This is a genomic window from Salinibacillus aidingensis, assembly GCF_039522525.1.
In the GTDB taxonomy this organism is placed as follows: domain Bacteria; phylum Bacillota; class Bacilli; order Bacillales; family Alkalibacillaceae; genus Salinibacillus; species Salinibacillus aidingensis.
Map to the genome: position 1 here is coordinate 22,365 of NZ_BAAADO010000004.1, position 25,836 is coordinate 48,200.

Sequence of the window (25,836 nt, forward strand, 5' to 3'; positions counted from 1 at the left end):
ATGGAAATTAAAAGAATAAAACAGGAATCTTCAGGAAAACGTAAGCGAAAAAAGGAGTACCATCTGCATATGCTTTCATGGATGATTCGTATAGGGCTGCTGGTGATTTCTTTTGTTTCATTGTTGTTTTATCCAGCAAAGGCCCTTCATAAATATTTTCCTGTCTCTTTATTTACGTCCGGCCTTGTTTTAATCATGTGCTCGCTCTCATTTCGATATAAGTTCTGGATGGTAAGTGGCAGTATTTTTAAGCGTCTGGCTAATGATTTAACCTTTGTGTTCGGCCCTTTTTTCGCCGGCACATTATGGACTTTCCATTTGACTTTTGGGAAGTTCTGGCGTTATGTGACCGTAAATGCCGCCCTGAGCATCGGGGTGTCCTTTCTGGTAAATCCGCTGCTTCAAAGATATAATGTATACAAATTTGTAAATTTTAACTCAGCCTATTTGTTTTTAACCTATATGGGCTATGCGCTCGTTATTTATCCTTATCAGCTGCTGATTAAGGATAGGAAGAAAAAGGCTTAGGCATTCCTATAACTGTTTTTCGATTTCATGCCGAACATGAGTGATTTCCGGCAGAATCAGGTCCTTCATCGCCAGCTTCACTGCACCTGATGAACCTGGCATGGAGAAGACGGCTGTGTTCTGATAGATTCCCCCAATCGCTCGGCTTAAAATGGCCGCGGAGCCAATGTCCTTCTGATAGCTCAGCATGCGGAAAAGCTCTCCAAAGCCTGGCATTTCCTTGTCCAGTAGATCCCGAACGGCTTCATAGGTTGTATCACGGGCTGAGATGCCTGTTCCTCCATTTAGCAGAAGGGTGTGGACATCCTCGCGTCTGGCTAAGTCCCGGATTGTGTCCTGGATGGAGGAGTAGTCATCCTTTAAAATCTGATAATCCACCCATTTATGCTGATTTTCCTCAAGTAAATCTTTTATGAGTTTCCCACTATTGTCCGTTTCTTCTGTTCTCGTATCTGAAACTGTAATAATCGCACATTGGACATTCTCAGGGGATGACTTGCGGTGATCGTGTACGCCCATTTCGTATTCCTCCTCATTTTCATTTTGTATACACAGTTTATCACGCATGAACTGGCCGTAATACCCCCACTGATGGAAGTTCCGCTTTTTTATACAAGGCTGTTCTTTAAAAGCATGGAGAATGATAAACTGGTTTAGGAAGACGTATAATGAAACAAAGGGATAGTGCTGAAGTAAAATTCTAGAATCTGCAGATAGAAAGGGAGAGTTTGATGAGCGATAATGAGCAATTTTCAAGATTTCGACGCAAGGCAGTGAAAGTAGAGGATGCCCTTGAATCGATTCTTTCTTACATACCAAAAGCGAAACATGAACAACTCCCGTTGGATCAGGCACTGGGATCCACACTTTCTGAGGATGTGAAGGCTCCTCATCCGATCCCCCATTTCCGTCGTTCAGGCTACGATGGCTATGCAGTCATTTCTCAAGACTTAAAGGACGCCTCGAAGGAACGACCGGTCTATTTAAAGCTGGTAGATGATATTCCTTGCGGGGAAGTGCCGGGTAAAAAGCTCGAAAGCGGCCAGACCGCAAGAATTATGACAGGTGCGATGGCTCCGGATGAGTCGGACAGTGTGATTATGCTGGAAGCGACAGAGCAGGAGGAGCGGGATGACGGAACCTATGTAAAATTCACCAAGCCGATTCCATCGGTAAAAAATATTACATCCATTGGTGAAGAAACGTCAGAAGGAGAGGTTCTTTTACGAGAAGGGACGACGATAAACCCCGGGGCAATGGCGGTATTATCCTCCTTAGGCTATGTACAGGTTCCCGTTTACAAAAAGCCAAAAATTGCGGTACTATCGACCGGTACAGAGCTCCTGGAGGTTGATGAGCCTCTAGAGCCGGGGAAGATCCGGAACAGCAATACGTACATGCTCGCCGGACAAATTCAGGCCAATGGCGGAGAGCCTGTACTAATTGGTAAGTTTCCTGATGAAGTAGGCCCGGCAAAGGCGAAAATTCAGTCCCTATTAGAGGATCCTGAAATAGACGTGATTGTGACTACAGGCGGTGTGTCCGTCGGGGATTACGATATTATGACCGATATTTTCTTGAATTGGGAAGGAAAAACCCTGTTTAACAAGGTTCAAATGAGACCGGGAAGTGTGACAACAGCCGGAGTCTTTAAGGATAAGCTTATGTTCGGACTCTCCGGCAATCCGGGAGCCTGTTATGTAGGATTTGAACTCTTTGTAAAACCGGCGATCGAACGTTTAAGCGGAAGAGAAGCAGGTCACGTAAAGAAAACGGCCTTTTTGGAGCAGGATTATACGAAGCTCAATGCCTTCCCCCGCTTTGTAAGAGGCTATTTTGATGAAAAGGACGGTCAGCTCTGGGCGCATCCGGTCGGCCTCGACATGTCCAGTGCGCTTCTGTCCATGAAGGATACGAATGCCCTGATCGTCATCCCTCCAACCAAAACAGGGTTAAAAGCCGGCGATCAAGTAGATGTAATTCCAGTATAAAAATGTAAAGAAAAGCGGAGGCGACCGTTCAGGCCAGACGGCATAAGCAGAATCTCCGGAGTGGCCGTACTTTGGCCATGGAGGGGATTCTGCTTATATCCGCTTGGGCCTGGGAGCCGCAGCTGGACAACGAAAAGCGGAGGCGACTGCTCAGGTCATGCGGGATAAGACGAAGACATGGAGTGGCATGGTTTTCGCCACGTATTGGCTTTGGCTTATATCCGCCTTGACCTAGGAGCCGTAGCTGGACAAAGAAAAGCGGAGGCGACCGTTTAGGCAAACGGACGCTTCCGCTTTTGTTCTGTACGAAAGCTTCTGAGCACTTAAATAGCGAATTTTCCGTCAAATCTGTTAATATAATAGTAACAGTGATTTTTCCTCTTTGGGTCTTCCTCAATTTTGATGAACACCCTTACTTTCCCATTTTTTATCACGCATGAAGTCCGTAATACCCCACTTCAGTTTTGAGGGTAACCCAACAAGACTAAAGTGGGGGAAAAACGGACAGTAAATTCCTGATAAGTTCAGCTAACCATCATGGGGGATGGAGATAACCCCCACTGATGGAAATTTCACTTTATATACACTTCATAAGTATGTTAAGGCCCGCTATGATTTTTCCATTCATTTAAGAAAGCTATCATTTTTTCATATCCGTATAGGTCTTGTCCGGGTACATAGACCGTTTTCTGTATTTATCACGTATTAACTGGCCGTAATACCCCCACTTCAAGTCTGGAGGGTACCCCAACAGGACTAAGTGGGGGATAAACGGCCAGTAAATCCCTGATAAGTTCAACGAACCATCAGTGGGGGATAGAGAAACCCCCCCACTGATGGAAGTTTCACTTTATCTACAAACGTGAAGGAAGGTTTTATATGGAGAATATTAAAGAAACCATTATGGAAGTGATTTATTCTGTACTGCCCATCACATTAGTGGTAACAGCCCTGCAGTTTACGATTATCTGGCTTCCCATGGAAACGTTTATCCAGTTTCTTGTTGGAGCGGTGATGGTCAGCATTGGACTTATTTTGTTTTTATTAGGAGTTAATGTAGGTTTGCAGCCTGTGGGGGAGATGATTGGTTCGGCTTTATCCAAAACGAGAAGTCTGTGGTTGATTCTCTTTTTTGCCTTCGTGCTGGGAGTGGTTGTTACAGTTGCCGAGCCTGATGTCCGGGTGTTAGCGACCCAGATTGATCAGGTGTCGAATGGAGAAATCCCTCAAAGCATTTTAATTATGTCTGTAGCCTTAGGTGTAGGGATATTTGTCGCCCTGGCGATGCTTAGAATCATTTTCTCTATTAAAATCGTTTACCTGCTTACGATTGGTTATGGACTTGTGTTTTTACTGGCTGCTTTTACACCCCCGATTTTCGTACCCATCTCCTTTGACTCAGGGGGAGTTACCACAGGTCCGTTAACGGTTCCCTTCATCCTTTCCTTAGGGTTAGGGGTAGCCTCGGTCCTGCGAGGGAAATCAGCCTCCAGAGATGGATTCGGACTGGTTGGCCTTGCTTCCATAGGTCCTATTCTGTCTGTCTTGATATTGGGGGTTATCTACGGATGAACATACACATCTTTCACGGGTTTGGTGATGTGCTTCGTGATGTCACCATGGCCCTTTCACCACTGCTCATCTTATTTTTATTCTTTCATTTTTTCTTTTTGAAATTACCGTTACGCAGACTCATAGATATCGGGGTAGGCTTTTTACTTTCCTATTTTGGCCTGGCCTTCTTTCTACAGGGGGTCCACATCGGTTTTCTTCCGATTGGTGAAATTATGGGGGAAAAACTGGGCACCTTCCCACACGAATGGGTGCTCGTGATCGTAGGATTTATTCTAGGGTTTTTCGCAGTATATGCTGAGCCTGCTGTTGCAGTCCTGAATCGGCAGGTGGAAAAGGTTTCAGCCGGATATATTCCGCAAAAGCTGTTATTGTATACACTCTCGATTGGCGTAGGGTTAGCTGTGGCTTTATCCATGCTTCGAATTATTTATGGAATTTCCCTATGGTATTTTATTCTTCCAGGTTATATAATAGCGTTAATCATGATAAACTACTCTTCAAAAGCCTTTACATTAATTGCTTTTGATTCGGGCGGTGTAGCCACCGGTCCGATGACAGCTACCTTTATTTTAGCAATGTTTGTAGGTATTGCCTCTGTTACAGAAGGGCGGGATCCCCTTCTTGATGGTTTCGGAATGGTCGCATTAGTTGCACTCGCTCCGATTCTATCTGTATTAACATTGGGGATTTTATTTGGTAGAAAGGAGAAGAGGCAGGATGGCGATCTTGAATAAGGGTCAAAAGGTAATCGTCACCATCGTGAAGAAGGATAGAGCCAAAAGAATCGTTCAGGCAGCGAAAAATGCCGGAGCCCAGGGCGGGACAACGCTTCTGGGGAATGGCATTAAAATGAATGAGAAAAGACGCGTTTTAGGGATACCTGTGGAGCGGGAGAGAGCGATTATTTTAACCCTCGTTCCAGATGATATATATGAAAGCGTTTTAACGGCAATTACAGAATCTGTGAACTTAAATCAGCCAAAACAGGGAATTGGCTTTGTTATCGATACGAAAAATGTTGCAGGTGTTTGCCATATGCTTGGCTTTGAGGCAGAGAAGGGAGCCTCAGAGGAAGAGGGGGTAAGGGATATGTCCGAAGATCAAAAGGTGCTCTATGATTTAATCGTCACTATTGTAAACAAAGGAGACTCCGATGAGGTTGTCGAAGCATCCAAATCAGCCGGAGCGGAAGGCGGTACAATCATTAATGGTCGGGGCACAGGCATTCATGAGAAGGCAAAGCTGTTTAATATTTTAATTGAACCGGAAAAAGAGGTTGTTTTAACCTTAATCAGCAGGGATAAAACCCAGGATGTACTGGAGGCCATTGAAGTAGAAGGAAAGCTGAATCAACCGGGCAAAGGAATCGCCTTTGTGATGGAAGTGGAGCGTACGGTGGGAATTAACCACATTTTAAATCGCATGGTTAATGAAGAATTCCGTGAAGTGAAAAGATAATCAAACCTTGAGATTGCTGAGTCCTGAAAACAGGGCTCAGCTTTTTTTAGGTCCTAGTGTAATCGGGAAATTTTTCTGTTGACAATCCAGTTTACAGTCGGTAATATACATATCGTGACTCTTCAGTCATACTTTTTGACTGGATGGTTTGTTCAATGTTTTAAAAGACTTTGGACGCGAATCTCACAAAATTTTTTAATGGAAGTGGAAATACAGGGATATATATGCTAAGGAGGGAAAGGTAATGACGGAACAGCAGCAGAAAATAAAAAAAGGACCGATGATTACCGTTATGCTCATTGGTGCCTTCTTTGCTTTACTTAATGAAACCTTGCTTGCAACTGCATTGCCAAAGATCATGAACGACTTTGGGATTACGGAAAATAAAGTGCAGTGGTTAACGACAGCCTTTTTATTGACCAATGGGGTGATGATTCCCATTTCTGCGTTTTTAATTGAACGCTTCAGCACAAGAAAAATCTTTTTAACAGCTATCAGTATCTTTACATTAGGGACGTTTGTCGCTTCGATTTCACATACGTTTCCCCTATTGCTGACGGCACGTGTCATACAGGCTATGGGGTCTGGTGTGATGCTTCCTCTGATGATGACGGTTGTACTTACCATCTTTCCTGCAGATAAAAGAGGGGCAGCGATGGGGACGGCAGGACTCGTCATTGCCTTTGCGCCAGCTATTGGGCCAACTTTATCAGGCTGGTTGCTGGCCCATTTCTCATGGCGGTCGCTGTTTTACGTCGTCTTGCCAATCGCTGTTTTAGCACTGGTGATTGCTTACTTTTATGTGCAGAATGTAACGAAATTGACTTATCCTAAAATTGATGTTTTATCGATTCTTTTATCCTCATTCGGATTTGGCGGTCTGTTATTTGGCTTCAGCAGTGCCGGTGAGGATGGCTGGACAGATCAGACCGTACTGACAAGTATTATTGGAGGGGCAGTGATTATCGGTTTGTTTATCTGGCGTCAGTTGAAAATGAAAACGCCCATGCTGGAGTTCAGGGTGTTTAAATTCAGCCGATTTACCATTGCGTTAATCATTACGATGGTTGTGATGATGTCCATGATTGGGGCAGAAACCATGCTGCCATTATATATGCAGAATACCCGCGGATTCAGTCCGCTTGAGTCTGGTTTAATGCTGCTGCCAGGAGCCATTGTGATGGGGATTATGTCTCCGATTGTAGGGTCTCTCTTTGATAAAATTGGAGCGAGAAAATTAGCCGTAACCGGACTGACGATTGTGGGAGTGACAACTTTAGTCTTTACCAATCTATCTATGGAAACGTCTTTCGTATTTCTGGCCACCATTTATGCCATTCGGATGTTTGGGTTATCCATGGCGATGATGCCAGTGATGACCAGTGGGTTGAATCAGCTGCCACAGGAGTGGAATGCTCACGGATCAGCAATGGCTAACACCATGCAGCAGGTGTCTGCTTCCATCGGTACAGCGATTCTAATGACAGTTATGACAACATCTGCGAAAAATTACGAGCCAAATATGGAAAGCCTTCAGGGATTAACACAGGCAGAAGCGCAGCAGCAAATCGCTGAACAGGCTTCCATCAACGGTTACAATATTGCCTTTATAGTGGCCACAGCACTATCCTTTGGCGGTATGCTTCTGTCATTCTTTTTGGAAAATAAGGCAGCAAAGGAAAAACAAGATCAGCAAGCAGCCACTTCAGCATCTGCTCAGACGGTAAATTAGAGTACTGAAAGCCTGATATCGGTATATATTCGAGGAATTTTAAGAGATTCGGAAAATTTCTTAAAAAAATGGGAAATTCTCTTGTTTATTTTAATTATTTCTGGTAAATTATACGTAATCAAAGGTATACATTCTTATTTTCAATATATTTGAAGTAAGGATAGAGGTGCAGTAACCATTAGTACTCATGTGGAGGGGAATGAGCTCTGAAGAAGCATGGGAAAAGGGGGAGCTGCCGAAGTGGATGGAGCCTCATTCTCCTGAAGCTGGTTCTGTTTTTGAATAAAATTCAGGACTGTCATATAGGAGACTATATGGAGGGCTATCTAATGCTTTAGAACGTAAAAGATATGTTCTATAAGCAACAGCGGGCTCTCTCGTTGTTGCTTTTTATTTTGGTCCTCCACACCTAAAAAAATTTATGAAAAGGGTGTGAAGCTATGAATTTCGGTCAAGTGCTAACAGCAATGGTCACACCATTTGATCAGAATGGTGAGCTTGATTTGGAGGCCGCGAGAGGATTAGTTCATTATTTAATTGCAAATGGTTCTGACGGTTTAGTCGTTGCCGGGACAACCGGTGAATCGCCAACTTTATCTCATGATGAAAAGCTTAGATTATTTCAGTTTGTTGTAGATGCTGTGGACGGAAGAGTACCCGTCATTGCAGGAACAGGTTCAAATAACACTCAGGCTTCCATCGATTTAACGAAAGAGGCAGAAGCTCTTGGAGTCGATGGGGCATTGCTTGTTACCCCTTATTACAACAAGCCTTCCCAGGAAGGAATGTATCAGCATTTCCGTGCGATTGCGGAACAGACCAATCTTCCTATCATGCTTTACAACATTCCTGGACGAAGCGTTGTAAATATGGAGGTTGAAACGATCAGCCGTCTGGCAAGGATCTCTAATATTTCTTCTATTAAAGAAGCAAGTGGGGATCTGGATCGTGTGTCTCAGATTATTACGGAGACACCTGATGATTTCACTGTATACAGCGGTGAGGACAGTCAGACTCTGCCTCACATGTCTGTGGGGGGAACGGGGATTGTGTCCGTTTCTTCCCATGTGATTGGCAATGAAATGCAGCAGATGATTAACCATTATAAAAATGGAGATACAGCCCATGCAGCGGCTATCCATCGTCATATTCTGCCGCTCATGAAAGAGATGTTTGCTGCACCAAGTCCTTCACCGGTGAAAGAGGCTTTAAACTGCATCGGTGTACCCGTAGGAAGCGTCCGTTTACCGCTTGTCCCATTAAATGATACGGAACGGGCTTCCCTTTATAAGGTATTGGCTAATCATCAGGTTGGTTCAGATGAAGCAGCAGGTTAATAAAGAGTGATCGAGAGAATAGGCACAGTCCTATTCTCTTTTTTTTGGCTCTAAAAACGATCATTGAAAAACATAAAACAAAGAATTACACGCAATCGATTTATTTTGTTACACTGAACTAAAAGGGAAATTTGATTCATTATTTAAAATTACTATAAATAAATATTGATTTTTATTTATTATTCATTATAATAATTAGTAGGCAAGCAAACATCTTATATTCATAGGATGAAAGGAGTGAATACACTCATATAAGGATGGATGGACGATTTCCTTAATTGCCTGCCGTTCTCACTTAGAAGGTTACATGTGAGAACATCAGGATGCATTTTTCTTTACATCCAATCTTGTTTTTTACTATTATTTAAGATGTCAGGTTTAATAAGGTTAGATAATAGTAGAATGATAGTTATTTATAATCAAATCTGTAGGAGGGTATTTCATGAGTGATAAGAAGAAAAAAATGACAACAGCCTTTGGAGCTCCAGTACCAAACGATGACAACTCCAAAACAGCTGGTAAGCGTGGTCCATTATTAATGGAAGACTACTGGTTCCTTGAAAAAATGGCGCATTTTGACAGAGAGGTTATTCCTGAGCGTCGTATGCACGCAAAAGGATCCGGAGCTTTTGGTACCTTCACTGTAACAAATGATATTACAAAATATACAAAAGCCGATCTTTTCTCAGAAGTTGGCAAAAAAACCGACATGTTTGTCCGTTTCTCCACGGTTGCAGGTGAGCGTGGTGCAGCTGATGCTGAGCGTGACATTCGTGGAACGGCTATTAAGTTCTATACAGAAGAAGGAAACTGGGACCTTGTTGGAAACAATACACCTGTTTTCTTTATGAGAGATCCTAAGAGATTCCCTGACTTAAACCACGTGGTTAAGCGTGATCCTAAAACAAACATGAAAAACCCACAGGCAAACTGGGATTTCTGGAGTTCACTTCCAGAAGCATTGCACCAGGTTACCGTTGTTATGAGTGACCGTGGTATTCCGGCCAGCTACCGTAACATGCATATGTTCGGAAGCCATACATACAGCATGATTAATGCTGAAAACGAGCGTGTATGGGTGAAATTCCACTTCAAAACACAGCAGGGTATTAAAAACCTGACGGATCAGGAAGCTGAAGAGCTCATTGGTAAAGACCGTGAAAGTCATCAACGAGATCTCTTTAATGCGATCGAAAATGGCGACTATCCAAAATGGACCCTGTACATCCAGGTCATGACTGAAGAGGAAGCACAAAAAGTACACTATAATCCATTTGACTTAACAAAAGTTTGGTATAAGGAAGACTTCCCTCTTATTGAAGTAGGAGAGGTAGAATTAAACCGTAACCCTGAAAACTACTTTGCAGATGTAGAACAAGCTGCCTTTGCACCTACAAATATTGTGCCTGGTATTGGCTTCTCACCAGATAAAATGCTGCAGGGCCGTCTGTTCTCATACGGAGATACGCAGCGTTATCGTCTGGGTGTAAACCATTGGCAAATTCCTGTTAACTATCCGAAGAATGCGAAAAACTTCCATCCATATCATCGCGATGGCGCAGGACGTGTGTTTAACACTTCTGAAGGCTCTGTATCCTACAGCCCTAACAGCTATGGTGAGTGGGAAGACAGCAAAGAGCATCAGGAGCCGGCACTTAATATTGATGGGCCAGCGGATTACCACAACTTCCGTGAAGACGATGACTTATACTATGAACAGCCAGGTAAACTCTTCCGTCTGATGAGTGCAGAAGAGCAGCAGCGCCTGTTCGAAAACACCGCTCGTGCGATGGACGGTACAACAAAAGAAATTCAATTACGTCATATCAACAACTGCTACAAAGCAGATCCTAAGTACGGTGAAGGTGTTGCCAACGCACTTGGTGTTTCCCTAAGTGAAGTTGAGGCAGCAGCCAGCAAAGAATAATGATTTTGATGAAAACTATCCAAGGTTTACCTTGGATAGTTTTTCGTATTATTTATCACGCATGAACTGGCCGTAATACCCCCACTTCAAGTCTTGAGGGTAAACCAAAAAGAATAAGTGGGGGATAAACGGCCAGTAAATTCCTGATAAGTTCAACTAACCATCAGTGGGGGATAGAGAAAACCCCCACTGATGGAAGTTTCCCTTTATGGAATTCCAGTTTCCAGTCAAAGAAGGCATAGAGAACAGAGATTTCATAGGAAGTAGTTCAATTTTGGAGTACACAATTGTAATTTGTACCCCTGATTGAACTGCTTTTTTTATGAAAATACAGCCTACAAAGGTAAGGCTTTTGTAATACAATTTATAAAGTTAATGAAGAGCGTCTTATGATAATCAACTCACATATGGTAAAATAAGGTAAATATGGTTATTCATCTATTCCGGCTAAAGAAGCAGGATTATTGAAAAAGAGAAAAGTAATAGTAGTTAAGAGAAAAAATATTAAAAGGGGAATATTTATGACTGCCGATTTTTATTGTGATGAAGTTTTAAGTGGTAAAACGCAAGTAGATACAGTAGTGGAGACGACTAATGTATTAGCATATTATCATACTCGTCCTTCTTACCCAGTACATATTGTGGCAATTCCTAAAAAACATATATCTTCATTGATTACATTGGAAGATAGTGATAATGAACTATTGTTAGAACTATTAGGAGTGATTAAACAGGTTGCAACTATGGTTACCGAAGAAAATGGGGCTTGTAGAGTTATTACAAATATAGGGGAATATCAGGATTCGAAACATCTCCATTGACGTTCGGTACGGAGCAGGGGAAAAGCCGGAGATAACTTCAAACGCTTACCTATTGCTAACTTTAGTAGAACAGGAAGTAATCAACTAACCTTCACAGAAATTTTACTTTTAATTAATACTAAATAGGCGGTGAATTTATGAAGGCATTACTCGTTATCGATGTTCAAAATGGATTAGTTAATAAGGGGAACTTTCAAGAAGAAATATCAAGGATAGAAAAAGTAATTGAGGATTTTAGAGAAAATAAAGAACCTGTACTTTTTATGAGACATCTAGATGATACAGAAAACAGCCCACTTTATAAAGGCTCTGCTGGGTCTGAACTACATAATTCAATTAAAAAATATGCTGACCATATTATTGAGAAACAGACACCAAATTCATTTCATAACACCGATTTAGAAGATATATTAAAAGACCTTGGGGTTACACATCTATTTATCACAGGTTTTAACACAGAGTATTGTTGTTTGTTTACAGCAATTACTGCTTTTGATAGAGGTTACAAAGTGACCTTTTTAGAAGACGCAACTGCAACGGTTAATACTGCTGAGACATATGAAATGAAAGGATTAGATATTAGAGACTTTGTAGGTTCCGTTTTGTATGTGTCCAATGTTATAGAAGTATTGGAATTTGAGGAATATGTTGAGGAATACAAACTTAACAAATCTGTTGAAGATTGATACGTCGGAAAATATAGTTTTGTGAATTATTGTACTTAAACAAACGGGTGCAAATATTGAATAAGAAGTTGTCGGTGGCAGCTCCTATTGTGTTAAAGGGCAGTTATGTTGAAGAAGGGTTATTGTCAATGATATTTGAGAAAACAGAGATTATTAGAAAAGGCGGGGAATTAACTTGGTTGAATTTAAAATAACAGAAAATAATCATACTTTTAATGGGTATCATTTGGGTAACCGAAACCTCCCAATTCTTGTTTGTCTTCATGGGATGACAGGTGACTTAAATAGCTTTTTGGGTCTTATTAATTTTCTTTCTAAAGACTTTCATCTCATTCTTTTAGATAGTCCCGGTCATGGGAAAACAGAACCATTCAAAAAGGAGGAAGATTATAGGTTTTCTTCGGTCGTAAAGAGGATTGATAAAGTATTAAACCGCATTGTTAATAAACCTTTTTATATAATGGGACATTCTTGGGGAGCAGACCTTGCACTAAGCTATGCAAAGAAGTTTCCAGATAAGGTAAAAGGAGTTGTTCTAATTGATGGAGGATATGTATTTCCTGAGCATGTGGATGGAATGACAGAAGAAAAGGCTCTTTTGGGATGGGAGGAGTATATAAAATCAAGTAGGTATAACTCTTGGAATGAAGTAGTAAAAACTTATCAGGATTACACGACAAAGGAATGGGGCAAAAGTCTGGATTCCATCATACACTCCAACTTTAAACAGGTCAGCGGGAAATACGTGTTAAAGGCTGATAGTTTTAGCATTTTAGCATCAATAAAAGCTTTTTTTAAGGAGCCTTGTTCAACTACATTTGGGAGCATTGAGTGTCCTGTATTATTGTTTTATGCAACGATTCCGGAGACAGACTCCTCCAGAAATAAGGGAATACAAAAAATACAAAAAAGTATTAAGGATGTAAAGATTGTAGGTATAAAAAATACGAAGCACAACATTCACTGGGACAACCCTAACGTAGTTGCTAAAGAATTGTTAATGTGGAGACAACAAAAGGAGACTTAGGATTTTATTCTTCAACTATCGGGTGCTTTAATTGAAGAAGAAAATCAAATATCACGTTTTAGTTTGTTATTAAACTGTTAAATATGGTTTGGATTGTATGCTAATTTATATGCTGTTTCTATTGTTATTAGCATTTTTCTCTCCCAAAACTGAACCCGTTAATCTGTAAATAAAGTTTTAATCGTTTGTAAGGTGATCACTTCGCAATAGAAAGGCAGCTTTAGTTAAAGAAAAATGAGCATCAAATTGCTATGCAACTCAATGCTCATTTTCCATACATTTTATATAGTTTTACTCCTGAAGTATCTGGGATTTATCCACCAATGACCATTTGCGCCAGTTTACCGGTTAACAGTGCCGCGTAGGTTCCGACCACATTACCGAGGATTCCCATTAACAGTCCGACAGGGGCAAGTGCAGGCTGGAATACAGACGCTACAATGGGCGCGGAGCTTGTTCCGCCGATATTTCCCTGTGATCCGACAGCTACGAAGAATAAAGGTGCTTTTAACAGTCGTGCAGCTGTGAAAATGGTAATGATGTGAATAGACAGCCACACAATTCCCATTAGAATAAATTCGGGAGACTCTTTAATATCAGCCAAATTGGCCTGGGCTCCCATACTTGTTAGGAAAAGAAAGATTCCGAGATACCCCACTTTACTTGCTCCGTAGTATTCAAGACGACGAACCTTTGTAAAGGATAGGGCGATACCAACAGCTGTAATAATGATAAAGGTCCAGGTGGAAACATTCATAATATCGCTTTTTGGAATAAAGTCCCACTTAGCCAGTACGCGAATCAGGTATGATCCGGCAAAACCAACTGCCATAATTCCAAACAATTGCGGGAGCTGAAGGGGCTTTGCATTCTTTTCAACATCCGTTGCAATCTCTTCGTTCACCTGCTTAATGGTGGAGTTATCCGCTTTATTCCATTTATTAAACCGATCCTGGAAGTTGGCAAGAGCAATCATAACCCCCATCCAGCTGATTCCAACCAGTGTATCGGTTAAAATAATCGGGCTTAAAATATCGTCTGGCGTACTGAAGGCTTCAAGCATGGCTCCCATGTTGGCTGATCCGCCAATCCAGCTTCCCGCTAGTGCACCAACACCTCTCCAGGCATCCTCTGGTAAAATTCCCTGGAACAAGCCAATCGCGATCGGTCCGCCGATGACAACCCCCAAGGTTCCGGCTAAGAAGACCAGGACGGCTTTTCCGCCGAGTTTAAAAGTAGCAGGAACATTCGTACTAATCATCAGCAGCAATAAACCTGCAGGAAGAATATAAGTGCCTAAGAAGTCATAAAGACCTGAGCTTTGCGGGATGATTCCGAATGTTGTGGAAAGCATCGGTAAAAAATACATCCAAATGACGGGTGGTGCATATTTAAAAAACTTTTGGACGCTCTTTTTCTTTACCGTTGATAGCATAAACATCAAACCCACAATGGCAATGAGATAAGCAAAAACCGCCATGGGTTCCTGTATCAATGGTTCTCCGTTATTCATGATGTTCACTCCTCTAGATGAAAAATATTGTTTTTTTGAATTGTGAAATAAATCACTTTTATAATGCAGAAGGTTAAATTTTAGCATATATGTTTTTAATTATGCAAAGGAATTTATCTCCAGTGCCAATCAAAGGGAGGGAAGAAGGTAAAAATAAGAGAACCCCGACTTAAAAAAAGCCGGGTTTTGTATGCACTGAAATGGAATGTCAGGAATGAGGAGGCAGGGAAAAGCTCATCTCAGATGGCAGAGCTATTATGTCATCTTTAGCACGAAAGGACTGATAGTGGGTAAGCGTCTCACCTCTCTGGCTGATGCGGCACGTAAGGATTTGCTCGTGCTTTTTTCCTTTCGTCTCTAAATAAATATCGAAATCATTCAGCTTTAAATAGCAATCATTGAAGGTCAGGTTTAAATATTCGTTCGGCTTCCTGACTGTTTCAGGATGATGGAGAATCATGACTGCTAAATCCCGAATGGTAATGTGCTCGGTTCCCTCGACCTTTTGCAGCGTCACCTTTATCGTTTCCGCCCATTTACCTGTTTTCTGTCTGACCTGTTTCCACAAACGATTCAGCATTTCATTCATAAACATGCCTCCCTTTTTAGCTTAGCTTTCTCACTTTTTATCACGTATTAACTGGCGATAATACCCCTACTTCAAGTTCTGAGGGTACCTCAACAAGACTAAGGGGGATGGAATGGAGAAAACCCCCACTGATGGAAGTTTCCCTTTATGGAACATGCAGTGTTAGGATGTGTTTCATTTTTATAATTTTGCATTGCTTCCTATTTCATTCAATGATGATTATGGTTATATTGTAGATAGGGTGTAAAATTCTCCGTAGTACGTTTGACGGGGAGTTGGGTGACAAAGCGTATCAGATGACCGATAGGTACGGAAAATAGCTCATGAATACGTTCATGCTACTGGCTGAAAGAGAGGGAGAGTCATGCAAATTGGCGTTGCTTTGTCCGGCGGGGCTGTCCCGAAATTTGCCTGCGTCGGCGTTATCAAAGCACTGGAGGAAATGGATATCGAGATCAGTCATATTGCCGGAACAAGTGCAGGCGGGATTGTAGCTGCTCTGTATGCCTATGGATATACACCGGATCAAATTGCTGATCAGCTCCAAAAGCTGAGTAAGTCCCATATTGATGTGGACTGGAAAGGGATTGGCCGACGTTTTCTTTTCTTCCGCCGAAATCTGGATGGAGGGGTGAAGGGGGAGAAATTGCAAAGGCTGGTTCACCAAATGACTGGAAACGATGATTTTTCTGCCTGTCAGATTCCCTGTGCCGTATCAGTGACGGATCTCAGAACCCAGAAAACGATGGCCATAAGCTCACAGAAGGTAAGGGACTATGAAACCATTCTGGACATGCCGATAGACGAAGCTGTACGGGCGAGCGCTTCCATTCCCGTGATGTATCAGCCGGTCCGATGGAAAGACTATATTTTCATCGATGGGGGTATGCTGAAAAACTGTCCGGTGGATATCGTTCAAGGGTTAGGCGCAGAGAAGGTGCTGGCGGTTGATCCTGTCTCGTCTTATTCACAGAAGGAAACGTTTGATGATCTGTCAACGATCTTAAGTCAGTCGATGAATATTCTGTTAGAGGCACAGATGAAGGAGGATCATAAAAAGGCAGAGCTGTGTTTAAAACCTGATCTGGGGGATACAGGTCTGTTTGACTTTAAGCGAATCGCGGAGTGCGTTGAAAAAGGGTACGCTTATACCAAAGAACGGAAGAACGATATTATGGCTGTATTGTCATGAATCATCCTTTTTGGCCACGATGATAGAATTTTTTCTGATAAGTTTTAGCTCTTCCTCAGGGCCCTGCAGTAGGTATTTCGCAAGCAGGGATCTGATGGTTTTCATGATGAATATCGTGAAAATGTTTCAAAATTGACAAAAAATCCGGGATGTCAGGTTGACTTTCATTTGGAATAAAATTATCATTGTCATTGAAAGGCTAATTGATAATCTTTTTCAATTAGTTTGAATATTCATACATGAATGCCATCGAATTTATTCATTCGTATTTGAAGAGAACGGAAATACAGACGGAAAATACATAACTGAGGAGGAGAATGAGATGAAAAAGCTCGTTATATTACTGCTGACAGGTCTGCTTGTACTCTTGGCGGCATGCGGAAATACGGAAGATACAGAGGATCATGCAAATTCCGATCAGAATAAAGAAGAGTCTGAATCAGCAAAGGAAGAGGCAACGGTTAAGATTAAAGATGTTTACGGTGAGAAAACCGTTGAGAAAAATCCTGAGCGAGTGGTTGTGCTTGAATGGGTTTATGCAGAGGATTTACTGGCCTTAGGTAAGCAGCCTGTGGGAATGGCTGATATTGAAGGCTACCATGACTGGGTAAACATTGAACCTGAATTGTCAGATGAGGTTAAGGATGTTGGAACACGCCAGGAGCCGAATCTTGAAGCGATTTCGCGTTTGAATCCGGACTTGATCATTACCGCCAGCTATCGTCATGACGCGATTATGGAGGACTTGGAATCGATTGCAACAACACTTGCATTCAACCCTTACCCTGAAGAGGGGCAAGGGGATCAATATCAGGAAATGCAGGATACGTTCAATAAGATTGCTAAGGTGATGGGCAAAGAGGATAAGGCCGAAGAGGTGCTGACCAGCATGGAGGATACCTTTAAAGAATCCGAACAGAAGCTCGCTGAAAATGGGTACGAGGATACACCATTTGTTTTAACACAAGCCTATAGCGGTCAAAACACTCCAACCATTCGTCTCTTTACCGAAAATGGAATGGCGACACAAATTATGGGAAAAATGGGGCTGCAAAATGCTTATGACGGAAGCGACTGGGAGCTGTACGGGTATAAACAGACAGACGTAGAGGCGCTCCAAAACTTCCAGAATGCTCATTTCTTCTACATTGTTCAGGAAGATGATAATGTATTTGAAAATCAATTAAGCGGAAATCCCGCTTGGGAAAATCTTGACTTTGTGAAAAATGACCGCCTCTATCAGCTGCCAGGGGATACGTGGACATTTGGAGGTCCTTTATCAGCTGAAACCTTTGCTAAGCAGATTACGAATGTGATGCTGGAAAAGAAGTGATGTAGATGAAGGGTACAAATAAGTGGATAAAAGCGGTTCTCACCTTTGGAGGGGGAGCCGCCCTTTTGTTTTTATTGATTTTTATACATATAAACCAGGGGAATGTACATATTCCCGTTTCAACCGTGCTTGAATCGATTTTTGCCCCAAAGGATCTGATCGAACACCATACGGTCCGCTATTTACGTATGCCTCGTGTTGTGATCGGCATTTTAGCCGGGGGAGCACTGGCTGTCTCAGGTGTCATTCTGCAGACGGTTACAAAGAACCCGCTCGCTTCAGCCAGTACGTTGGGGATTCATTCCGGAACGTACTTCGCTGTTGTGTTTGCCACGGTCTTTTTCCCGTCAGCTTTAGGGGCAAACGGCCTGTTTGTGGCGATGCTCGGTGGTCTGATTACCGCCTTTTTAGTCTATGCTCTGTCAGGTGCCGGTTCAACCGCAACGCCTGTAAAAATGGTGTTAGCGGGCATGGTCGTCAGTATCATGTTCTCCTCCTTTACGTCCGTGATTCAAATCTTTTATGAATATGAAACCAGTGGACTGTTTTTATGGGGATCGGGCTCGCTTGTGCAAAATAACTGGTCCGGGGTTCAGTTTGCCCTGCCATTGGTCATCATCAGTTTTATTATCCTGTTATTTATGTCCCAAAAGCTTGATATTTTGAGACTTGGTGAGGAAGTGTCCACTTCTCTTGGCCAAAATGTGAATCAGGTGAAATTATTTGCTTTACTGAATGCGGTCTTTTTAACGGCTGTAACGGTCAGTGTTGTAGGTCCGATTGGTTTTGTCGGTCTTATCGCCCCTCATCTAGTCAAGTTAATCGGATATCGTCATCACGGGCTACTGCTTCCGGCTGCTTTTTTGTGGGGAGCCAACGTATTAATCGGTGCAGACGTGCTGGCCCGTATTATGGATGATTCCTTCTCTGAGCTTCCGGTTGGTGCGGTGACCGCATTAATTGGGGCGCCGTGGTTAATCATTCTTGTTGTCCGGAATTTCCGGACAGGCTCAGGTGAAAAAGGGGCCATTTCAGCCGGTCGTGTACAGCTGCCCTTTTCTCCTAAGTGGTTGTTTCCATCGTTAATACTGGTTCTCATGCTGGCGATTTTTATCGGCATTTCGACCGGGAATTACGGAGTGGAGATAGGGGTTACCATAGATGCGATTACCGGAAACAGCAATGAATTTATGCGTAATTTAATTTTTGACTTGCGTCTGCCAAGAATACTCGTTGCCGCGGTCAGTGGCGCCGGCCTTGCCATTGCAGGTCTGGTTTTGCAGGGCATTCTGAGAAATCCGCTGGCTGATCCATCCGTCATCGGGATTACGTCAGGGGCAGGGGTTGGTGCCCTGATCGTTCTCTATGTCTTAAGTTTACCGGCGTTCTTTATTCCAATCGGAGCATTTATCGGTGCGATTCTTGCCTTCCTGCTGATTATGTTCTTTTCACTGAAATCCAATTTTCAGCCATCCGTTGTGGCCTTACTTGGAATTGGGGTATCGGCATTTGGTTCCTCGATTATTCAGATTTTAGTTGTGGAAGCAGATATGGGGGTTGCGGCTGCTTTAACCTGGCTGTCAGGAAGTACGTATGCTAAGGGGTGGACAGAGCTTGTTCAATATTTGATCATTCCTGTTCTCATCACTCTTCCGCTGTTATTCTTACACATGAAAAAGCTGGATGTCCTGTCTTTAGGGGATGAGGCTGCTTCAGGCCTGGGCTTAAAAGTCAAATCCACACGCTTTTTCATGGCGATGCTGGCAACGATTTTAGCAGCGGGCAGTGTAGCAACGGTCGGAACCATTGGATTTGTCGGGTTGATTGCACCCCATCTGTCCCGCATTTTAATTGGACCCAAGAATAAGCAGTTGTTGCCTTTAACGGCGATGACAGGGGCGATTTTCCTGACGATTGCTGATATATTAAGCCGCACCTTGCTCGTGCCAAAGGAAATCCCATCCGGAGTGCTCGTGGCTCTAATTGGTGCACCGTACTTTTTATGGCTCATGAAGCGGACGAATAAAGTACGGCGGTAACCGGGGGATTGTTCTTCCCTGTCATTCCAGTCATTGATGATAAGGAAGCAGAAACTCTTCAGGGGTTTCTGCTTTTTTCGTGGTAAATTCTCTATAAAAATGAACTTTTTGAGGCTTTCCATGCTCATATATACGAGAGAGGTGATAACTTGAAGGTAAGGCAGATGGTCAAGAAGGCAAAGAAGGGGGACAAAGAGTCACTCTTAAAACTCATCATGGATCAAAAGGAGGATTACTATAAAATCGCCTATTCATATATGGGAAATCAGCATGACGCACTTGATGCAATGGAAGATATGATTGTAAAACTTTATGAAAAAATTGATCAACTAAAGAAACATGACTCCTTCTATAGCTGGAGCAAAAAAATATTGGTTCATTGCTGTTATTCCATTTACAGAAGCAGAAGCAAAGTGGTTTTGGTTGATGAATGGCAGGACCAAATGAGCACTTCAGGTCATAGCCGTGAACACAACCAGGTCGATAAAAATATGGATATTCATCAATGGTTATCGATGATTAATCCCAGGCAGGCAGAGGCGATTAAACTTCGCTATTTTCAGGATTTGGATTACCAATCGATTGCGAACATGACAAATACATCCCTTGGCACAGTAAAATCCCGTATATTTAATGGTTTGAAAAAATTACATAAATTATCTGGAGGTGCCTTGAATGAAGAAAATTGAACGCATGTTAAATGAGGAAAAACAAAGAATTGACCATAAACAAGCACCACCTGAACTCGAGGAACGATTGAGAACGGCTTTATCCAATGAAGAAAAACATAGAAGCTTCCGAATTCCATTTATTTGGAAGACTGTTGCTGCCATCATGCTTGTTGTGATCCTGGCCGGGTATAACTATCAGGCATTAGCTTATTACGGGAAACGAATTACAGGTTTTGATGGAGTCGTGTCCGATACTTTGCAGGACTTAAATGAGGCTGGTTTGGGACAAGTAATCGATAAAGAGGTTCCTTTAAAGGAAGGAGTCACGATGAAAATCGATGGATTAATGTCTGATGAAAACAGGCTGATTCTCTACTATACTATGACTTCCGAAAAAGGAAACTTGGATGAGCCTGCCTACACCTTTCATCCGTCAAAAATAACCGGGTTGTTTACGGACGCTAAGTTTGAAAGTGGCGGAGGGCAAATGAACCAGGCAAACACTGAACTGAAGGGAACTTATACCTTTGAACCGCCATGTCCATTCGCGAAGGAGCTTACCCTTCACTTTAATCAGCTGAATAAGCAGGTGACCTTTGATTATGATCCATCAAAAGCGATGGAAGCAAGCATTAAACAGAACATCAATGAAGAGGTAACTGTAGACGCAGGGAAAATCCGCTTCGATACCATAACAGCAACTCCGACATTAACAACCATTAAAGGTACAACCGATGTGAATATCAACCAAATGATCCAGCCATTTGAAAACATCAGGTTAATGGCCAATGGTGAACCTGTTCAGCCAAAAGGCGGAGGATACAGTCATTCCTTTGGCAGGACAAATTTTGAATTAGAGTATGATGCACTGCCAAAGAACCTGGATAATCTCGAGCTTAAAGTGGAGAAGTTCCCAGGTTCTGAAATGGTCAATGAGAAATTCCCGCTAAAAAGGGGAGAAACGCTGAATGTTTCAGGTTATGACATCGTGATTAAAGATGTATCAGTGACCAATAAACAAACCAAACTCACGGTTGTTACAGACGAATCTGTCAAGCTTAAGAATGTTTCCATTGGGGATCAGTCACATCAGACGCCCCTTACAGAAACGGTGAACCAGAAGCTGAACAAGGAGAAGGATCATCTATCCGTAGAACGTACCCTTATATTCGATTCCCCAGCCTCCGCGGATTATCTTTATATAGAAAGTATGGAATTTATGAAGCCCTATAATAAAGGAATTCAGATTGTGGGAAATTGACAGGACGGGATAAGCTTCAAAACCTTCCACGACTAGTGCAGAATAGGTGGCAGGTTTTGAAGATTTTCTTTGTTTTTTATACTTACATGCAGTTCATTCAAATCGTTAATAGCCGCATAAAAGACCTCGTTTATATCACCAATATTTTTCCTTTTTTACTCCTCATAAAGCCATGATTCATTTAAATTCCTGGAATACAGGACCTTTTCATAAATCTCACCATCAATCACGATGGGTACATCCATTCCCTTACTGTAAGCATTCGGCTGTGGCAGAATATGTTCCGCTCGTGCCGCTTCCTTTTCAGGATACTGTTTAACAGATAAATACCCATTTGCTTCAATGATGGCCATTTCAACATCCTGCACATTAAAGATTTGCTGTTCTCGTAACATTTGTAATCATTTTAATATGACACAGATATTTAATAATTATTTACATGTAATAAAACGTGGTGACTATCATTCACAAAATCCTTTAGATAACTAAGAAACTTTTGGATGTTTTAAAACGTAGAACCATTTTAAAGACATCTAAAATAAAGAGGGAGGGGGCAAAACATGAAAAAAGTTGCGATTCATTCTTTTATATGGGCGGTCATGATCGCCGCTATTGTGTGGGGAGCAAGTTTGATCTTTGCTTTTTCATATGGTGAGTGGAGCTTTCTTATTGGACTGGGGTTATCGGTTGTCCTTTACTTTTTTAATAGTAGTGGTGGCGTATTATCAAAAATGGCTGCTTACGAGGCAAGTGAAACAGGCTGGAAAATTCAGAAAGACAGCAACGAACTGAAAGCGAACGTTGGTCCTTTATTCTTTGGCTCTGTATTGTATACGCTTATCAGCTTCATAGCGACGATCATCTTATATTTTTAACGATACTGAAACTGTAATGGAATTGTATTTATCAATGAGAAGGAGGAATAGGAAATCATGGAGTATGCCATTATCACTCTGCTTACTCTAATCATTTTATTTTTACTTATAAAAGTCAGTCGGCTGGAACGTCGTTTAAAAGGTCTGCAGGATACATTGCGCCAACAAACCCACCAGGGAAAATTTGACGAAAATCCGGTTGAGGAGGAATTGTATCGCCTCATTCGAGAAGGAAAAGATGTGAAAGCGGTGAAGAAGGCGAGAGAAGCATTTGGATTTTCCTTAATTGAAGGGAAGAGGTATATTGATCAGTTAAAGGCAGATAGATATTAAGGTTATCCTTAAATTAAAATAATCCCCGTTTAAGGGAGGTGGGGAAGTGCGGATTCGTCAAGCATTGGTGAGTGATGCGCTGGATATTGCAAAAGTACAGGTGAACAGCTGGAAGACAACTTATAAGGGGATTGTACCTTCTTCGTACTTAAATCAAATGACCTTTGAACGTCGCCAGCCTAAATGGGAGGAACTGATCCGTAAAACTCCTGTATTTGTGGCTGAAAATAAAAGTGGTGAGATTGTAGGCTTTGCTAATGGCGGAAATGAGCGAACAGGCACGTATCCCGGCTATCCAGGAGAGCTGTATGCCATTTATTTGTTACAGGAATATCAACGGATGGGAGTAGGACAGGAATTATGGAAGAACGTTGTTGATGTTCTCCGTCAAAATGGAATGGATGCGTTGCTTGTATGGGTGTTAAAGGATAATCCCTCCCGCTTCTTTTACGAAAGCCTAGGGGCTGAAGAGATCGACCAAAAAGAAATCGAAATCGGGGGTAAAAGACTTATAGAAGTGGCTTATGGCTGGTAGAGTGAAAAAATTCAGGGAGGGGAATCTAGTGAATGAGCAATCTTATGAAAGGATCCTCAGAAACTTTTTAAACTTTGCAGAGGAAAATGAAAATATTCGAGCTGTTGTGATGGTTGGATCAAGGGCCAGAAGCCATAAGACCGCTGATCAATGGTCTGACATGGATCTGGTGATAGTAGCGCAGAATCCTGACCTGCTGCTCTATCAAGAATCATGGCTTGGAAAAGTCGGAAAGTCGTATATTACTTTTTTGGAACAGACAGCTGTCGGGGATGGAACAGAGCGGAGAGTATTATTTGAAGACGGAGTGGATGTTGATTTTTCTATTATTCCTTTATCGGTCCTTCAAAACTTAATCCATAGTGATGAAGTGAAGGCTGTGTTTAGAAAAGGTTATAAAGTCCTGCTGGATAAGGATCAGTTGACATCGTTCTTAGAGGAAAACACTAAAGCCGTCCAAAAATCAATGGTTCCGCTCCAAGAAAAGGATTTACGCCAGCTGATCCATGACTTCTTGTATCATGCGGTTTTAGCTGCAAAGAAACTCCGGCGAGGGGAACTGCTGGAAGGGAAATCAATCAGTGACTCTTATATGAAGCATCAATTGGTTCAGCTCATTCGGGTTCAAACCCAAATCAAAAGAGGGGGGGATGCTGAAACCTGGCATGGCTATCGATTTTTTGAAGAATGGGCGGATTCATCGGTACTTCAACGATTTCAGGACTTGTATGCCAGATATGATCAGCAGGAAATATGGATAGCGCTTAAGAAGACGATGATGGTGTTCGGTGAAATTGCCAGGGAGGTTTGTGCTTCGATGGATGTTTCCTATCCGTTTGTGGCTGAACGTTATGCAAATCAACTTGTGAGTCGTCTGCATCGGGGTATACAATAAAGTTAGATAAGGAGATAAAACCATAACTACAGAAAAAGAAAAAATGCTAAACGGAAACGATTATTATGCAGATGATCCGGAATTAATAAAAGAACGATTGATGCCCCGCGGAATGCTGTGGTGGGTGGGAATCCTGCCAGGGTCATCAAAAATATGGAGAGTGGTCAATCAGGATCCAGGTGCAGAACTAATGCGGATGCTCTCCTCATTCAGTCTTTCATACTCTGCTGCTGACAGGGAAATACTAACGTTTAAGCAGAGGACAAGGAGGGTCAATCATGGGCAGGAAAAACCGTTTTGAAAAGGATATGGAAAATGTAAAAGCAGAAACAGACAGTTCAGCTGTATTAAACGATGTTGTGGATTCAGAATTTGAACAGTATCCCGGCCACCATGAAAAATTAACCGAAGACGATTCCCTTACACCTTATCAGGAAATTGTCCAAAATAACACAGACGGGAAGACATGGAGTACAAAGGATGATCAAGTGTGATAGCAACGGGACAGCCTACGTGTGAACTGTCCCGTTACATAGGCTTGCCTTCATTATGAATCGTGCTTCTTTAGTCTTCCATAAAGTGAAACTTCCATCAGTGGGGGTTTTCTCCATCCCCCACTGATGGTTAGTTGAACTGATCATGAATTTACTGGCCGTTTATCCCCGACTTCGTCTTGTTGGGGTACCTTCAAGACTTGAAGTGGGGGTATTACGGCCAGTTAATGTGTGAAAAACTGTTTAAAATTATGAAGTAGCCCGTTCCATCCTTCTCGGTAATCCTTTTCCCATGCAGGGTCTATCATTCCGTAAACAGTGTGGTCCAGCTGTAAAATTGTCTCATTTGCAGCCGTTTCTCTTAATTTAAACTTATAATAGCTGTTTACTGCTCCTGTTATTCCTAATGGTCCTTGAAAATGCAGTTCTTCATTCGGTTTGATGATCATGATCGTTGCCCATAGCGCCTGCTTTCCATCCGCGGATTTTTCCATAAACCTCCCTCCAATTTCGTTCTCCACAAAAAGCTCCGAATCATCAAATAAACGAATGGACCACCATTGATCAATATCCTCCGTCAATGCTTTAAATAGGTTTGTTTTACTGCCCTGAATGCTTATCTCCTGTGAAATTTGAAAGGAATCTTTCTCCCTCAGATTTGGCATACTGGAAACACGCTCCTTTTCCTCAAAAAAGTTTTTTACATTCATCAATGAATCGGCATCTTCAGCCTGAAATCGGTTCATCCACCTCCTGTAAACTTCCTGCAGAGGAACAGCATGAAAATAATTGATTTTTTCCCGCCCTTTTTTTCTTGTGAGGACAAGCTGGGAGGCTTCCAGTATATTCAAATGTTTCATTACGGCATATCTGGATACGTCAAAATGGTCACAAATTTCACCTGTTGTTAAAGGATGATGGGATAATACATCAATAATGGTTCTTCTGATGGGATGGGCAAGGGCCTGAAATACATCATTAAGGTTATCGTTTTCCATACAATTCCTCCTAATATGTTACCGAT

27 protein-coding genes and 1 riboswitch are annotated in these 25,836 nt (G+C 42.1%); of the genes, 22 read left to right on the forward strand and 5 right to left on the reverse strand.

From position 1 onward, the window contains the following. Positions 1-528, forward strand: a complete 528-nt coding sequence (locus ABD006_RS10035; RefSeq protein ID WP_343840401.1) for a hypothetical protein — start codon at positions 1-3, stop codon at positions 526-528. 6 nt (positions 529-534) lie between these two features. On the opposite strand, the gene ABD006_RS10040 is transcribed toward ABD006_RS10035, so the two are convergent. Further along, the gene (locus tag ABD006_RS10040; RefSeq protein ID WP_343840403.1) at positions 535-1,047 is read right to left on the reverse strand and encodes a MogA/MoaB family molybdenum cofactor biosynthesis protein; all 513 of its coding nucleotides are present in this window, start codon (positions 1,045-1,047) and stop codon (positions 535-537) included. Between the two features lie 212 nt (positions 1,048-1,259). On the opposite strand from ABD006_RS10040, the gene ABD006_RS10045 reads away from it, so the two are divergent. The 10 genes from ABD006_RS10045 (at position 1,260) to ABD006_RS10090 (ending at position 13,082) form a co-directional block, all read left to right on the forward strand. After that, positions 1,260-2,519, forward strand: coding sequence for a molybdopterin molybdotransferase MoeA (locus tag ABD006_RS10045; protein WP_343840406.1), 1,260 nt, complete (start codon positions 1,260-1,262; stop codon positions 2,517-2,519). An 879-nt stretch (positions 2,520-3,398) separates the two neighbouring features. Continuing rightward, on the forward strand, positions 3,399-4,091 hold the full coding sequence (locus tag ABD006_RS10050; protein ID WP_343840409.1) for a DUF1538 domain-containing protein: 693 nt from the start codon (positions 3,399-3,401) through the stop codon (positions 4,089-4,091). Continuing rightward, the gene (locus ABD006_RS10055) at positions 4,088-4,828 is read left to right on the forward strand and encodes a DUF1538 domain-containing protein (protein WP_343840411.1); all 741 of its coding nucleotides are present in this window, start codon (positions 4,088-4,090) and stop codon (positions 4,826-4,828) included. The genes ABD006_RS10050 and ABD006_RS10055 overlap by 4 nt, the downstream gene beginning before the upstream one ends. Beyond that, entirely contained in the window at positions 4,812-5,552 is a 741-nt protein-coding gene (locus ABD006_RS10060) for a P-II family nitrogen regulator (RefSeq protein WP_343840414.1), read from the forward strand. The genes ABD006_RS10055 and ABD006_RS10060 overlap by 17 nt, the downstream gene beginning before the upstream one ends. A gap of 244 nt (positions 5,553-5,796) precedes the next feature. Then, on the forward strand, positions 5,797-7,284 hold the full coding sequence (locus ABD006_RS10065) for an MDR family MFS transporter (protein WP_343840417.1): 1,488 nt from the start codon (positions 5,797-5,799) through the stop codon (positions 7,282-7,284). 153 nt (positions 7,285-7,437) lie between these two features. After that, a riboswitch (Lysine riboswitch) is annotated at positions 7,438-7,617 on the forward strand. A 107-nt stretch (positions 7,618-7,724) separates the two neighbouring features. Then, on the forward strand, positions 7,725-8,621 hold the full coding sequence (gene dapA, locus ABD006_RS10070; protein ID WP_343840420.1) for a 4-hydroxy-tetrahydrodipicolinate synthase: 897 nt from the start codon (positions 7,725-7,727) through the stop codon (positions 8,619-8,621). 442 nt (positions 8,622-9,063) lie between these two features. Beyond that, positions 9,064-10,548, forward strand: coding sequence for a catalase (locus ABD006_RS10075; protein ID WP_343840422.1), 1,485 nt, complete (start codon positions 9,064-9,066; stop codon positions 10,546-10,548). A gap of 521 nt (positions 10,549-11,069) precedes the next feature. Continuing rightward, entirely contained in the window at positions 11,070-11,369 is a 300-nt protein-coding gene (locus tag ABD006_RS10080; protein WP_343841488.1) for an HIT domain-containing protein, read from the forward strand. Positions 11,370-11,506: 137 nt separating this feature from the next. Continuing rightward, on the forward strand, positions 11,507-12,055 hold the full coding sequence (locus ABD006_RS10085; protein WP_343840424.1) for a cysteine hydrolase family protein: 549 nt from the start codon (positions 11,507-11,509) through the stop codon (positions 12,053-12,055). 175 nt (positions 12,056-12,230) lie between these two features. Then, complete coding sequence (locus ABD006_RS10090) at positions 12,231-13,082, forward strand: alpha/beta hydrolase (protein ID WP_343840426.1); 852 nt, start codon at positions 12,231-12,233, stop codon at positions 13,080-13,082. A 313-nt stretch (positions 13,083-13,395) separates the two neighbouring features. Here the strand turns inward: ABD006_RS10090 and ABD006_RS10095 are convergent, their stop codons facing one another. Next, the gene (locus ABD006_RS10095) at positions 13,396-14,595 is read right to left on the reverse strand and encodes a DUF819 family protein (RefSeq protein WP_343840428.1); all 1,200 of its coding nucleotides are present in this window, start codon (positions 14,593-14,595) and stop codon (positions 13,396-13,398) included. Positions 14,596-14,803: 208 nt separating this feature from the next. After that, positions 14,804-15,184, reverse strand: coding sequence for a hypothetical protein (locus ABD006_RS10100; protein WP_343840431.1), 381 nt, complete (start codon positions 15,182-15,184; stop codon positions 14,804-14,806). 364 nt (positions 15,185-15,548) lie between these two features. Between ABD006_RS10100 and ABD006_RS10105 the strand changes: the two genes are divergently transcribed. The 5 genes from ABD006_RS10105 to ABD006_RS10125 all read left to right on the forward strand — a co-directional run bounded on the left by ABD006_RS10105 (position 15,549) and on the right by ABD006_RS10125 (position 21,680). After that, positions 15,549-16,376, forward strand: a complete 828-nt coding sequence (locus ABD006_RS10105) for a patatin-like phospholipase family protein (protein ID WP_343840434.1) — start codon at positions 15,549-15,551, stop codon at positions 16,374-16,376. Between the two features lie 322 nt (positions 16,377-16,698). Then, positions 16,699-17,709, forward strand: coding sequence for an ABC transporter substrate-binding protein (locus ABD006_RS10110; protein ID WP_343840437.1), 1,011 nt, complete (start codon positions 16,699-16,701; stop codon positions 17,707-17,709). Between the two features lie 5 nt (positions 17,710-17,714). Then, positions 17,715-19,748 carry an iron ABC transporter permease gene (locus ABD006_RS10115; protein ID WP_343840440.1) on the forward strand — a complete coding sequence of 678 codons (2,034 nt, stop codon included), beginning with the start codon at positions 17,715-17,717 and terminating at the stop codon, positions 19,746-19,748. 215 nt (positions 19,749-19,963) lie between these two features. Further along, positions 19,964-20,437, forward strand: a complete 474-nt coding sequence (locus ABD006_RS10120) for an RNA polymerase sigma factor (RefSeq protein WP_343840443.1) — start codon at positions 19,964-19,966, stop codon at positions 20,435-20,437. Beyond that, on the forward strand, positions 20,424-21,680 hold the full coding sequence (locus ABD006_RS10125) for a DUF4179 domain-containing protein (RefSeq protein WP_343840446.1): 1,257 nt from the start codon (positions 20,424-20,426) through the stop codon (positions 21,678-21,680). Before ABD006_RS10120 ends, ABD006_RS10125 begins: the two co-directional genes overlap by 14 nt. A 155-nt stretch (positions 21,681-21,835) precedes the next feature. Here ABD006_RS10125 and ABD006_RS10130 read toward each other — a convergent pair whose 3' ends face one another. Further along, positions 21,836-22,075: a YetF domain-containing protein gene (locus tag ABD006_RS10130; RefSeq protein WP_343840449.1), complete on the reverse strand. Its 240-nt coding sequence runs from the start codon at positions 22,073-22,075 to the stop codon at positions 21,836-21,838. A gap of 165 nt (positions 22,076-22,240) precedes the next feature. Between ABD006_RS10130 and ABD006_RS10135 the strand changes: the two genes are divergently transcribed. Genes ABD006_RS10135 through ABD006_RS10160 form a run of 6 tightly spaced genes read left to right on the forward strand, consistent with a single transcriptional unit; the run spans position 22,241 to position 24,812 of the window. Continuing rightward, positions 22,241-22,555, forward strand: a complete 315-nt coding sequence (locus ABD006_RS10135) for a hypothetical protein (protein ID WP_343840453.1) — start codon at positions 22,241-22,243, stop codon at positions 22,553-22,555. Between the two features lie 57 nt (positions 22,556-22,612). Next, positions 22,613-22,888, forward strand: a complete 276-nt coding sequence (locus ABD006_RS10140; protein ID WP_343840456.1) for a hypothetical protein — start codon at positions 22,613-22,615, stop codon at positions 22,886-22,888. Between the two features lie 46 nt (positions 22,889-22,934). Continuing rightward, on the forward strand, positions 22,935-23,423 hold the full coding sequence (locus tag ABD006_RS10145; RefSeq protein ID WP_343840459.1) for a GNAT family N-acetyltransferase: 489 nt from the start codon (positions 22,935-22,937) through the stop codon (positions 23,421-23,423). Between the two features lie 28 nt (positions 23,424-23,451). Continuing rightward, a complete protein-coding gene (locus ABD006_RS10150; RefSeq protein WP_343840462.1) occupies positions 23,452-24,318 on the forward strand; it encodes an aminoglycoside 6-adenylyltransferase in 867 nt (288 codons plus the stop codon). 43 nt (positions 24,319-24,361) lie between these two features. After that, the gene (locus ABD006_RS10155) at positions 24,362-24,619 is read left to right on the forward strand and encodes a hypothetical protein (RefSeq protein ID WP_343840465.1); all 258 of its coding nucleotides are present in this window, start codon (positions 24,362-24,364) and stop codon (positions 24,617-24,619) included. Continuing rightward, positions 24,597-24,812 (forward strand): hypothetical protein, encoded by a 216-nt coding sequence (locus ABD006_RS10160; protein ID WP_343840468.1) that lies wholly within the window; start codon positions 24,597-24,599, stop codon positions 24,810-24,812. The genes ABD006_RS10155 and ABD006_RS10160 overlap by 23 nt, the downstream gene beginning before the upstream one ends. A gap of 224 nt (positions 24,813-25,036) precedes the next feature. On the opposite strand, the gene ABD006_RS10165 is transcribed toward ABD006_RS10160, so the two are convergent. Then, positions 25,037-25,810, reverse strand: coding sequence for an ArsR/SmtB family transcription factor (locus ABD006_RS10165; protein WP_343840471.1), 774 nt, complete (start codon positions 25,808-25,810; stop codon positions 25,037-25,039). Positions 25,811-25,836: the final 26 nt, after the last annotated feature.